Consider the following 11,360-nt stretch of genomic DNA (forward strand, 5'->3'; position numbering starts at 1 on the left):
TCACGCCCGCCAGGGTTTCAGCCAGAGGCCCAGGGCGATCAGCAGGAGCAGCCCGGCCACGGTGCTGAGCCCCAGTTGCAGCCAGACGTTCGGCAGCGGATGCAACAGCAGTGCCGCGGCACCCAGCAGGACGGCGCTGACCGCCCAGCGCACTGGCCAGCTGATGAGGCTGAGCAACTGCTGGCGCTGCATCAGCAACAGGTTGGTCAGGATCACGCCGCCGAGGGCGGCCAGGGGAATCGCATTCAGCCCCGCAATCAGCGGCAAGCCCGCCAGCAGCAAGGCGTTGAGCAGGCTGCCGAGCAGTTCGCAGTACAGCGGCGTTCGGGTATCGCCGGCGGCATAGGCGTAGCGCGCGAGCATGGCGTTCCAGGCGCCGAACACCAGGGACACGGCGAACCAGCCCAGCAGCGCCGGCAGTGGTCCGTCGGCGCTCTGGGCGGGCAGCAACCAATGGATCAGCGCCGGGCTGGCGCCCACCAGGCCGAGGGCCGCAGGCAGGCTCAGCAGGGTCGCGGCGTCGAGCCCGCGATGCAGCAGCCCCAGGCGTTGATCGCCGGACTTGCCGCTCATCAGGCCGAGCAGGACCTGGTTCAGGCTCATCAAGGCAATCAAGGGCAGGTTGATCAGCTTGCGCGCCAGGTTGACCCAGGTCACCGCGCCTTCGCCCAGGTAGCTGGCGACCACCCGTTCCACCAGCGCCAGGCCCTGGCTGGCCAGGTTGCTGGTCAGCAGCGGGCCGAGGCGCACGAGCAATTCACGGCTGGCCCCGGCGTCCCCGCGGACCTGCCAGGGGCGCCAGCCGGTTTGCCAGATCGCCGGCACCAGCGACAGGCACATCAGCAGGCTGCCGAGAAAAAACGCCAGCGAAAGGCCGGAGCCCAGGCTCGCCTGGCCGTAGAAAAACAGATAAAGCACCGGTGGCAGGTTGAACAGCAGCGAACCCAGCCCCGGCAGGACAAAACGTTGCCGGGCATGCAGCGGAATGCTGAACAGCGCATGCAGGAGCAGGCCGGGGATACAGGCGGCCAGGCTGCGCAGGTTGGCGGCGGCTTCAGCCTGGGCTGCGCTGTCGAGCCCGGGACCGATCAGGCGGATCCACAGCGGCGCGCTCAAGGCCAGCAGGGCATAGAGCCCCAGTCCCAGGCCCAGCAGGCGCGGACTCAGGCCGGCCAGCCAGGCGTGCTGGCGCCGGGCGTCGCGCTCCTGATAGAGCGGCAGGGCCGCGGCCGCCAGGATACCGGCCGCCAGGGTCATGCGCAGGGCTTCGGGAATGAACACCGCGACCAGGAACGCATCGCTGCGGCTGCCCGCGCCCCAGGCCGCCACCAGCAGCCATTCGCGGGCAAAACCGGCGAGCAGCCCGGCGAGGGTCGCCAGGGTCAGCAGCAGGGTGCTGCCGAGCATCAATAGAACAGGGTGAACAGGCCTTTGCCACCCACCTTGTAGTTCAGGTCGTGAGGGCGCTCGCCCATGGGTTTGGCACCGCTGCCACCGATGATCTTGTAGGGGGGAACGGCCTTGGCCACCAGGGTGTTGGCGGTCACTACCGCCCCGCGACCGATATGCGAACCATGGGCAAGCAGCGCCCGGGTGGCGATCCAGGCGTAGTCATCGATGTAGATGGGCGCGGACACCGACCAGAACTCGGGGCTCATCGGGTCATGGCCGCCGGCGAGAATCAGCACGTGAGAGGCGATCGTCACATGATCGCCGATGATCAGCCCGGCCCGGGCGTCGATCTGACAATGCCAGGCGATCACGCTGTCATCGCCGATCACCAGGTTTTCCACACCCAGCACCTCGGTGTTGCGCCAGATGGTCGAGCCCTTGCCGATTTTCGCGCCGCCCAGGCGCAGCCAGGCGATGCGCACGTGATGGCTGGGGATCTTGTTGATCAGGATGTTGTAGGCCTGTTCCCAGGCCCGCAACCAGCGGTCCTTGAGGGTGGCCAGGTTCTTGCCGTAGCGCGGCACCAGGGTGGTGGGGATGTCCTGCTTCAAACGACCATACAGGCGTCGGGCCAGGGGATGCTCGATGATCTGTTCGATGTCCACCGAGCAGACGCTGTAGCGCGCCTGCTCGCCGTCGCCCTCGACGAACAGCACGTCGTTGTTCAGCCCCCAGCTGTAGGCCTCGAGCAGTTCATCGTGGCTGACGCCCAGCTCCGAGGCCAGGGCCGGCAGGCGTTCCGGCAGATCCGCAGAATGGAAAATACGGTGTTTCATGCTTGGCGATCCTTGGGGTTGATGAGGGGGAGGGTGATGGCCGGGCGTAACCGGACCTGTTGCAGGCTTATGCCCATCAACAGCCAGAACAGACCGATCAGCACGAAAGTGAAGCTGAAGTAGTGGTCGAACAGACCCGTCAGCAACGCTGCCAGCAGGCCGGAAATGCAGCCCAGCCACAGCGCGTTGTCAGCGGTCACCTGACGGATCGGCGCCAGCGGGCGCACCTCGCGCCACCACAACAGGGTGACGGCGATGAACAGCAGCATCCCCGGAATGCCGATCTTGTAGATGAAGTTCAGCCACAGGTTGGAGATGCCCGGCAGGTCGGTGCCCGGTACCGGCGGATCGACCTTGAAGCCGATGCCCAGCGGGTAGCGCATCATTGCCTCGGGGAATTTCGCGTACTCGTCGAAACGCACTTCGGTACTGGCGTTGGTCGCCGAGAACATGGTCATCAGGCGTTCCTGCAGCGGCGGATAGAACATCACCAGGGCCACCGCGAAAGCCGCCCCGAGGCCGATGATCCGGCCGCTGTAGGGCACGCGTTTGTAGGTCAGCCAGATCAGCACCAGGGCCAGGGCCAGGATCGCCCCGCGGGAAATACTCAGCAGCAGCCCGGCGCAACCGAGGATTGCCACCGCCAGCCCCAGGGCCCGACGCGCGCCGGTGCGGGTCCAGCCATAGAGCAGCGCCAGGGGAATGAACAGCACCAGCACGCCACCCGTGAGGTTGGGGTGAACCCAGGGCGATGCCATGCGCTGGTAGTTGGCGGAGAAGATGTCCTTCACCGCTTCCGGGTGGGCGTACTTGAGGTCGGTGAGGATCGGGATCATCGACATCGCGTTGCGCGACTTGATGAACATGCCGATCGACAACAGCAGCATCAGCAGGGTGCCCAGCAGCAGGGCGATCACCACTTTGTCGCGGTCGGCATCGGTACGCAGCAGCAGCGGCACCATGAACAGCAGCGACAGGTTCATCAGCCAGCGCACCCAGTTCACCGGGCCGTTGCCCTCGGCATGAATGATCAGCATGCCCCAGACAAAGGGAATGGCGCTGAACAGCATCAGCCAGGCCATGGCCCGTTCGGTGGGACGCCAGAGCATGAGGTTGCGGGTCTTGCCGATGAACGATTGCCAGAACAACCCGACCCACGTCAGGCCCAGCACCGCTTCACTGACCGTGGTGCGAATCCCCAGTTGCAGCGTGGTGTAAGGAATGCAGGTGGCCAGCACGGCGAAGATCAGCAGGCCCCACAGCGGCTTGCGGATCAGCGTCAGGGTCACGGCCAGGCCGATCACCACGAAGATGACTTTTGCCGGTGGCAGGGCCCACAACAGAATCCCGAAGATCAACCCCAGGGTCAGGCCAATGAATTTTCCTGGCAGCATCAGTGAAAGAGCCCTGTGAGCAAGGTATCGAGGCGCTGGCGGTAGGTCGGTTCGGCAAATTGCCGGGCCCAGTCGCGCAGGCTGTCCGGATCCGGCCTGTTGCTGTCCTGGGCCTGTTCGATCAGCGCGTTGCGCAGGCTGGCGCGATCACGGGCATTGAAGCGTCGCGCGCTGGGCGGAGACACTTCGTCGAGGGCCGAGCCCCTGGCCACCGCCACCGGCGTGCCCTGCCACAGCGCCTCGACCACCGGCAGGCCGAAGCCTTCGGCGTAGGAGGGTTGCCACAGGCAGTCGGCATGCTGGTACAGGGCCTGCAACTGCTCGTCGCTGACGCCATTGACCCAATGCAGGCCGGGCAACTGGCTCAGGTTCGCCGGCAGGTCGCTGGCGTGGCCGACCAGGACCAGCTCCGGTACTTGCGGGTTTTCCTGGCGGCAGCGCTGCCACTGCTCGATGAAGAACGGCATGTTCTTGCGCGGCTCCCGCGTCCCGACGGCCAGCCAGTAGCGCTCGGGCAGGCCCGTCGGCAGCGGGCCGATGGCGCCCTGGAACTCCGGCACCAGGTTGTTCAGCACGCGGAACTTCGGCCGCGCCCAGGGAAACAGCCGGGCCGCTTCGCTGCAGGAAAACCGCGAAGGGCACCAGACTTCATCGGCGACCCAGATCGACCAGGCGATCGACACGGCATCGATCAGCCGATAGGCCAGGGCCTTGAGCTGCGAGCGGTGGAAGTTGCGCTGGGTCAGCTGGAACAGGTCATGCAGGATCAGCACATAACGGGTACCCGCCGGCTTGTGGCCGATGGGCAGGCCCATGTTGGCGGTGGCGATGTACAGGTCGACCGACTGCTCGCGAATGGTCGCCGGCAAGAATTTGCGTTCGAAGCGCAGGCGCACGCCGGGGCGTTGCACGCCATCGAGGGGGCTCGGCCAGGCCGGGCAGAAGGCGGTCTGGCGTTGCTCATGCTCCAGTGGCGCTTCGCTCACCAGCAGCAATTCGGTGTCTTCACGGGCGCGCAGGGCCTGTTCCAGTGCCTTGACCTGACGGGCGATGCCCGAAGAGGGAGCGACCGTGGCCGGACGATAATCGAGGGCTACACGCATGCGGGATGCTCCTGTGTGGAGGGCAGGGTCCGGTAGATCTGTTCCAGCTCGTCGCCGGCTACGGCCCAGTCATGATGCTGGCGGGCATACAGGCGGGCGGCGCCGGCCAGTTGGGCGGCCAGGGTCGGCTCGCTCAACAGGCGAATCACGGCATCGGCCAGGGCCTGGGCATTGTCGCCTGCCAGGTAATGTTCCTCGGGGCGGATGGCCAGGCCCGAGGCGCCTTGTGCGGTGCTGACCAGCGGCAGGCCGGCGGCCATGGCTTCGAGCACCTTGAGCTTGGAGCCGCCGCCCTGGCGCAACGGCGCGATGAACAGCGCGCAACGTCGTTGCAGATCGGGCAGGTCCGGCACGAAGCCGACCCACTCGATGCGGCTGTCGGTCCAGCGTTCGGGCCAGTTGGCCGGCAAGGCATACCCGGCCACCGCCAGGCGCGCCTCGGGGCAGTGGCTCCAGACCCGCGGGAAAATCTCGTCGAGCATCCACTGCACGGCGTCCAGGTTCGGCGCGTATTCGTAGTTGCCGACAAACAGCACCCGCTGGCTCTGCGGGTCGGCCGAGACTTCGGCAAAGCTGCGGCTGTCGACGCCGTTGACCACCACCTCGACCGGGGTACGGGTCAGCTGGCGCATGGCCTGGGCATCGCTTTCGGTCACCGCGACTACCTGGCGGGCCGAATCGAACGCCTTGCGTTCCCACTGCCGGCAGCGCCATTGGTCATAGCGCACGAAGAGGCTGGCCCAGGCCGGGAAGCGGTCATAGGTCGCGCCGCCCAGGCTGGATTCGAGGTTGTGCTCGGTGAGCACGAAGTCCCGGCCGGCCCGCAGCAGCGGTTGCAGATAGGGTTGCAGGCTGTAGCTGTGCTCGACCTGGATCACATCCCAGGGCTCCTGCAGCAGGCTGTCGAAGCGCTCGCGCAACGGACGTGACACACCGTTGACTGTGGTCAGCAGCGGCCAGGGCGCGAACAGCCCGGCCAGCAGCGTGACCGGATGTTTCAGCGGGCGCCGGGGCTCCACGATCAGGCGCTCCAGCCAGGGCTCGAGGGTGGCGCGGGTGGCGGCATCGGCCTCGGTCTTCGACTGCACCAGCAAGGTGATGCGATGACCCCGCTCGCTCAAGGTCCGCAGCAAGTGAAACTGGCGAGTCTTGCCGCCGCTGGTCATGGGCCAGGGCAGGTAGGGGAGAATCCAGAGAATCTTCACGTACGGCACTCCAGGTCGAGATCGATTACCACACGAGAATCTGCAGGGATGATTTCACGGTCGGCTGGATGCCGTCCGCGGCGTCGAGGCTGGCCCGGGTTCCGCTGAGCGGATCGTAGAGCTCTGCCTGGTGCACTTGCGGCAATTTGATGGTGCCGCCCTTGGCGCTCCAGAACATCAGCAGGCGCTTACCGTCGTCGCGGGTCCAGGACACGCTGTAGAAGGTGTCGGGCAGGTTTTCCAGCACGGGCGTCTTGCCGGGCTTGAGGCGCGCGCCGGTGATCTCGAGAAACCGCGCGAGCGCCTTGTACACCGGCTTGGGTTCGCCGTTGAGGTCGAGCAGGCCGTAATGCTGGTCGCGGGCCGAGGCGCGCGAGTCGAGATCGGAAAGGGCGAAGAGGAAGATCCGCTCGTAGTCCTGATCGCTCATCAACGCCAGGCGGCGCAGGGTGTAGTCGGCCTGGCCGTCGACGCCGATCAGCCGCTGCATCTCCTTGGGCCCGGCGTAGCTCGACCAGCCCCACTCGGTGGCCCAGACCCTCTTCAGGCCGGCGCCGTGCAGCATGTCGTTGAGCTGCTTGCCGCGCAGCAGCACTTCGTTCTTGCCTGGTTCATCCGTTTCCGGGGTTTCCGAATACGGGTGGTAGGCGGCGACCATGCCCAGGCTCTGCACGCCCAGTTCGCCGAGTTTTTCGAACATCAGCGCGTTGCGCTGGGTCGGCATCTGGCTGTAGTAGGCCATGCCGCCCATGACCTGGGTCTTGTCCGGCGCCACCTGGTTCAGCGCCTGATGAGTCGCCAGCAACAGTTCGCCGTAGCCTTTGGCATCGGGTTTCGGCCGCCAGTTGTTGGGGATGTTCTGTTCGTTCCACACCTGCCAGGCGTCGATGTTCGGGTAACGCTGGGCCAGCATCGCCATGCGCGTGGCGAAGACTTTCGGATCGCGCGGCGGGTACTGATCCTGGAAGGGCCCGCCCTTGGGAGCGGTGGTCACGAAGGGCGCCGAGCCGACGAGGTAGAACAGCGACTTGAGTTTCGCGTCGCTCAGGGTCCGGTCCAGTTCGTCGAGGGTGCTGAGCTGGTAACCCTCTTCGGTGGGCTCGAGCCGGTCCCAGTGCAGGTCGACCCGTACCCATTGCAGGCCGAGCTGTTTATAGGCGGCGATCTGTTTGCGGTATTGCTGCGGGGTGAACCACAGGAAGTGCGCGTTGACCCCCAGGTAGTCCTTCCACACCAGGGTGCGATCGGGAGCCAGGTTGATCGGCGTGGCATCGACTTGTTCGCTGAGCAGCAGGGCGCCGCCCACCGCCAGCGCGGCCACCAGCGGCAGATAGCGCAATAGCGGGCGACGTTCGAGGCCTGGTCGGGTCTTCATATCGATCGCTCCTTGCACACTTCATTGAACAGTTCGGCAAAACGGCGCGCGGTCGCGCTCCACTCACGCTGGTGCCCGGCCTCGCTGGCCCGCGCGGCCCACTGGCGGGCCAGTTCGGGCTCCAGCACCAGGCGGCTCAGGTGCTGGCTCAGCGCTTCGACATCGCCTTGCTGATAGGTCACGCCATTGCCGCCGGCAACCTCTTCGGCAAAGGCCCGGGCATTGGAGGTGACGACCCCGCGACCGCAGGCATTGGCCCAGGACAGGGCGCCGCTGGTGCCGCGCATCTGGCCGAGCCAGGCGAGCTTTTTCGATTCCCGGTACGGCAGCACCATCACATGGTGGGCCTGGATGGTGCGGGCGATCTCGGCGGACGGCAGGTCCAGTTGCCAGTCCACCACATCGTCCAGTTGCAGTTCGCGGATACGCTGGCGCAGGCCGTCGAGGTAGTTGCCGGCCGGGTCGAAGGTCATTTCCGGGGCGGTGCCGCCGGCCAGGGTCAGGCGGACCTGGCCACGGCACTGCGGGTTGGCCGCCAGGGTGCGGGCCAGGGCTTCGATCAGGTCCTCGATGCCCTTGCCGCGGTAGATGAAGCCGAAGTACAGCAGGCGCAGCGGCACCAGCGGCGGCAGTTCGGCTGCCGGGATCGGCAGGTTGCCGTGGGCGATCACCGCTACCTGTTGCGGCTGCAGGCCCATGCGCTGGCGCAGGCAGTCGCCGCCCAGCCGGGTCAGGGTAATCAGCCGGCGCATGCCACGGGCCAGGCGCCGTTCTTCATGCAGGGTCAGCGGGTCGGCGAGCAGCGCCGCCGCTTGCGGCAGCGGGTGCGGCAGGCGTTCGAGCAGGGTCAGCGGCCAGAACAGCCGGGCGCGCCGCCAGATCAGGCGTTCCGGGTCGTGCACGGTGGCGGTGCGCGGGATCCGCGGTTGTTCGCTGCTCAGGTAGTCGAGCGCCTGGAATTCGCCGAAGCGGCCACCCCCGAGTTCGGCGTGCACCAGGTCGACGCCCGTCCAGTCGAAGGCACGCAGGCGCGTCAGCTGTTCCGCGGGATCGTGACAGCCGGCCAGCGGCGTCAGCACCTCGATGCCAAGGCCGCGCAGCGCATTGCTGAAATGCGCGGCGTAGTCGGCGATACCGGTCTGTTCCGGCGGCAGCGGGGCCAGCAAGGCGATACGCATCAGGCGGCACCGCGCCAGCTGTTGATCCGCTCCAGCACCCTGGACGGTACTTCGAAGCGACGACGGTTGAGGATCAGCCCGTCGACCTTGCCGAAGGCGGTGGTCAGCAGCGACAGCGCATTCTCGATCATCGGCACGGTGCTGGTCCGAGCCTCGATCACCAGGGCGATCAGGTCGGCGCGGCGCAGGATCAGGAAGGCCTCCTGGTTCGACAACAGGGCCGAGGCATCCAGCAGCAGCACTTCACCGGGCTGGGCCGGCGCGCTGTCATTGACCCGCACGCGATGGCCGCGTTCTTCCAGCAGGCGGCGCAGGCGTTCGAGGATGAAATTCACGCCTTCGCCATGGCGCGCCGAGGTCAGGCCCAGGGTCAGGCCCTGGCTCTCGATGCGGTCCATGGGCAACAGGCTGTAGAGCCGGTAGATGCTCGCGGTCATCGCTGCGGGTGTGGCGTCCTCGAGGTCCGGCACGCTGCCCCACAGCGGCACCTGGAACAGCTCCGGCAGGCGCGAGCCGTCGTGGATGCGCTGGTCCAGCAGGTAGCAGACATAGATGGTCAAAAGACCCACGGCGATCCCCGCGGGAATGGCGAACAGCAGGATCAGCAGGCTCTTGGGGAAGACCCGCGCCGGGTTGAAGGTGGCGTGCTCGATGATCGCGATGTTGCTGATCTGGCTGCTGTCGAGTTCGTGGTCGATGCGCGCCTGTTCCAGGTTTTCCGAGTACAGCGCGTAGCTCTTTTCAGCGGTGCGCAACTGCTGGGTCAGGCGGTTGAGTTCAGGCTCGTCGGTCAGCACCCGGTCGCGTTCGGCACGCAGGGTGGCCAGGGTCTTGTCGTAGTTCTCGATCTGTCCGGTCAGCCGGCGTTGTTGCAGCTGGGCATCGATGACCTGCTGCTTGACGTTGGTCACCAGGCTATTGGGCGCAATGTTCTTCGAGCGTTCCAGGCGGGTCTCTTCCTGTTCGCTGAGGGCCTGCAGGTCGTGGATGTTCTGTTCGATCTGCTTGACCGCCGGCGCCTCGGGCAAATAGGTGCGCAGCAGGCGCGCGCGTTCCACTTGCAGGGTGTTGAGCTGGCGCTTGAGGTCGAGCTGGGTCGGGTTGAGGCTGGTCTCACGACTGGTCACCACTTCGACGGGCTGATCGAGGATCTGCTGGCGGGCGTTGATCAGGAAGCTGCTGATCCCGGACAGCTGGTTCTGCGCATTGACCCGGGCGTCGGTCAGCCGGTCGATCTGGCTGGTGAGGTTTTCCAGGCGGGCATCGACGCTGATCGAATCGATCTGCTTCAGGCGGCCCTGCAACTGTTCCTTGAGGCTGAGGATCTGCGCGGCCACCTTGTTGCCTTCGCCCTCATAGAAGGCGTAGAGGCTCTTGCGACCGAGGACCCGGGCGCGTTCCTCGAGGAAGGTGTCGACCCAGATTTTCACCACCTGCTGCGCGACTTCCGGGTCGTCCCAGGTAAAGCTGATATCGATCACCGAGGAGCCCGCTTCATGGCTGGCCTGGAAGTTCTTTTCCAGGCGGGTCGCCAGGCGGTCCAGCGGGCTCTGCGGCTCCGACAGGCCGACCAGTTGCAGCAGGCTGCGCAGCGCATCGATGGCCGTGCCCATGGCTTTCTTGGCGTAGAACTTGAGGGTCTTCCAGAAACCCTGGGGTTCGGCGGCCGCGCTCAGTTCCAGGTAGCGCTGGGCGACGATGTGCACGATCGGCCGGCCGGTGAGCATCTTCTCCTCATCGACGATCGGGTCGTGCTGGGTGCTGGGCGAGATCAGCGTCTGGCGATTGCTGGCCTCGATCGGCACCGTGGTGCTGTCGCGCCCGGGCTTGACCAGCAGGCGCGCGTCCGACTCGTAGCGCGTCGGCAGCAGGAAGGCGCCCAGTACCGCGACCACGATGGTGGTGACGACCGCCAGCTTGAACTCGCGGCGGAATATGAAGAACAGGCGCAACAGGTCGCGTAGAGAGCGTATTTCGATCACGGGATCACTCCGTTGAAAGTACTTGTAGCAGTGGCTGATGGAGGCCGATCAAACGCATCACTCCTGTCTACTGAGAAATGTTATTGACGTTTTCGATGTTGGTCGTGCTGTTGCCGCTGTTTCTTACATCCTGGCTGTTCAAGTCGTAGTTGAAGCCCAGGCCGATCCCTTTGTTAACCGGGAACAGCTTGGTGAAGTACATGTCCACCGCTTCCACCGTGCTGCCGATGGTCGATTGCGGCACGTAGATCAGGTCGCCGCGCTGCAGGGCGACCAGCGGATGGTTGGGGTTGCTGAGCATGTTGCTGAGGTCGACGAAGTACATCTTGTACTTGCCGTCGGGGCCGGTCCGGAGCAGGGCGATGTTGGAGCTGTCGGCCGACGGCAGGACGCCGCCAGAGCTGAGCAGGGCCTGCTCCACCGACACGGTGCCGGCGAGGTTGAAGAACGACGGGTTGGCCACCGCGCCGCCGATGAACACCCGGTTGCTTGGGGCAATGGCGATGTTCACGGTCACTTCGGGCTCGCGGTAGACACGGGTGTAGCGTTTGGTGATTTCCTTGCCCAGGTCTTCCGGGGTCAGCAGCGCGGCCTTGATCCGGCCGATGTTGGGCATCGAGATGAAGCCGTCCGGGCGCACCACGAACAGCGTCATGTCGTCGGTGGCGGCCGGCTCCTGGGCATCGCGCACGATGCGCAGGGTGTCGCCGCTCTGGATCAGCACCTGGGCTGGCGGCAGGTCGGCCAGGGTCAGTGCCGCCGCGTGGCGGGCCTTGAGGGTGTCGCTGTCAGGGAGCGCGACATGGGCGGGGGTCGAGCAGCCGCCCAGCCACAGGGAGGCGGTCAGGATGCTCAACAGACAAAGCCGGGAAGGTCGGTTAATAGTCATCATGAC

9 protein-coding genes are annotated in these 11,360 nt (G+C 65.9%); all 9 read right to left on the reverse strand.

Translation table 11 applies throughout. From position 1 onward, the window contains the following. Entirely contained in the window at positions 1-1,407 is a 1,407-nt protein-coding gene (locus tag NRG23_RS23850) for a lipid II flippase MurJ (protein WP_016703681.1), read from the reverse strand. Further along, positions 1,407-2,228 (reverse strand): acyltransferase, encoded by an 822-nt coding sequence (locus tag NRG23_RS23855; RefSeq protein WP_009050924.1) that lies wholly within the window; start codon positions 2,226-2,228, stop codon positions 1,407-1,409. The genes NRG23_RS23850 and NRG23_RS23855 overlap by 1 nt, the downstream gene beginning before the upstream one ends. Then, positions 2,225-3,622 carry an O-antigen ligase gene (locus NRG23_RS23860; protein WP_257372440.1) on the reverse strand — a complete coding sequence of 466 codons (1,398 nt, stop codon included), beginning with the start codon at positions 3,620-3,622 and terminating at the stop codon, positions 2,225-2,227. The genes NRG23_RS23855 and NRG23_RS23860 overlap by 4 nt, the downstream gene beginning before the upstream one ends. Next, entirely contained in the window at positions 3,622-4,725 is a 1,104-nt protein-coding gene (locus tag NRG23_RS23865) for a glycosyltransferase family 1 protein (protein WP_257372442.1), read from the reverse strand. The genes NRG23_RS23860 and NRG23_RS23865 overlap by 1 nt, the downstream gene beginning before the upstream one ends. Beyond that, positions 4,716-5,930, reverse strand: a complete 1,215-nt coding sequence (locus tag NRG23_RS23870) for a glycosyltransferase family 4 protein (protein WP_009050921.1) — start codon at positions 5,928-5,930, stop codon at positions 4,716-4,718. The genes NRG23_RS23865 and NRG23_RS23870 overlap by 10 nt, the downstream gene beginning before the upstream one ends. 25 nt (positions 5,931-5,955) lie before the next feature. Continuing rightward, positions 5,956-7,305, reverse strand: a complete 1,350-nt coding sequence (locus NRG23_RS23875) for a cellulase family glycosylhydrolase (protein ID WP_009050920.1) — start codon at positions 7,303-7,305, stop codon at positions 5,956-5,958. After that, entirely contained in the window at positions 7,302-8,483 is a 1,182-nt protein-coding gene (locus NRG23_RS23880) for a glycosyltransferase (RefSeq protein WP_009050919.1), read from the reverse strand. Before NRG23_RS23880 ends, NRG23_RS23875 begins: the two co-directional genes overlap by 4 nt. After that, positions 8,483-10,465 carry an LPS biosynthesis protein gene (locus tag NRG23_RS23885; RefSeq protein ID WP_028683414.1) on the reverse strand — a complete coding sequence of 661 codons (1,983 nt, stop codon included), beginning with the start codon at positions 10,463-10,465 and terminating at the stop codon, positions 8,483-8,485. Before NRG23_RS23885 ends, NRG23_RS23880 begins: the two co-directional genes overlap by 1 nt. A 67-nt stretch (positions 10,466-10,532) precedes the next feature. Beyond that, positions 10,533-11,357 carry a polysaccharide biosynthesis/export family protein gene (locus NRG23_RS23890; RefSeq protein ID WP_009050917.1) on the reverse strand — a complete coding sequence of 275 codons (825 nt, stop codon included), beginning with the start codon at positions 11,355-11,357 and terminating at the stop codon, positions 10,533-10,535. Positions 11,358-11,360: the final 3 nt, after the last annotated feature.

Source organism: Pseudomonas sp. T8 (assembly GCF_024610635.1).
In the GTDB taxonomy this organism is placed as follows: domain Bacteria; phylum Pseudomonadota; class Gammaproteobacteria; order Pseudomonadales; family Pseudomonadaceae; genus Aquipseudomonas; species Aquipseudomonas chlororaphis_I.

What these genes read in the sequence shown, in the direction of transcription:
- NRG23_RS23850 (WP_016703681.1), bottom strand. Translation starts at nt 1,407, where the DNA reads ATGCTCGGCAGCACCCTGCTGCTGACCCTGGCGACCCTCGCCGGGCTG.
- NRG23_RS23855 (WP_009050924.1), bottom strand. Translation starts at nt 2,228, where the DNA reads ATGAAACACCGTATTTTCCATTCTGCGGATCTGCCGGAACGCCTGCCG.
- NRG23_RS23860 (WP_257372440.1), bottom strand. Translation starts at nt 3,622, where the DNA reads ATGCTGCCAGGAAAATTCATTGGCCTGACCCTGGGGTTGATCTTCGGG.
- NRG23_RS23865 (WP_257372442.1), bottom strand. Translation starts at nt 4,725, where the DNA reads ATGCGTGTAGCCCTCGATTATCGTCCGGCCACGGTCGCTCCCTCTTCG.
- NRG23_RS23875 (WP_009050920.1), bottom strand. Translation starts at nt 7,305, where the DNA reads ATGAAGACCCGACCAGGCCTCGAACGTCGCCCGCTATTGCGCTATCTG.
- NRG23_RS23880 (WP_009050919.1), bottom strand. Translation starts at nt 8,483, where the DNA reads ATGCGTATCGCCTTGCTGGCCCCGCTGCCGCCGGAACAGACCGGTATC.
- NRG23_RS23890 (WP_009050917.1), bottom strand. Translation starts at nt 11,357, where the DNA reads ATGATGACTATTAACCGACCTTCCCGGCTTTGTCTGTTGAGCATCCTG.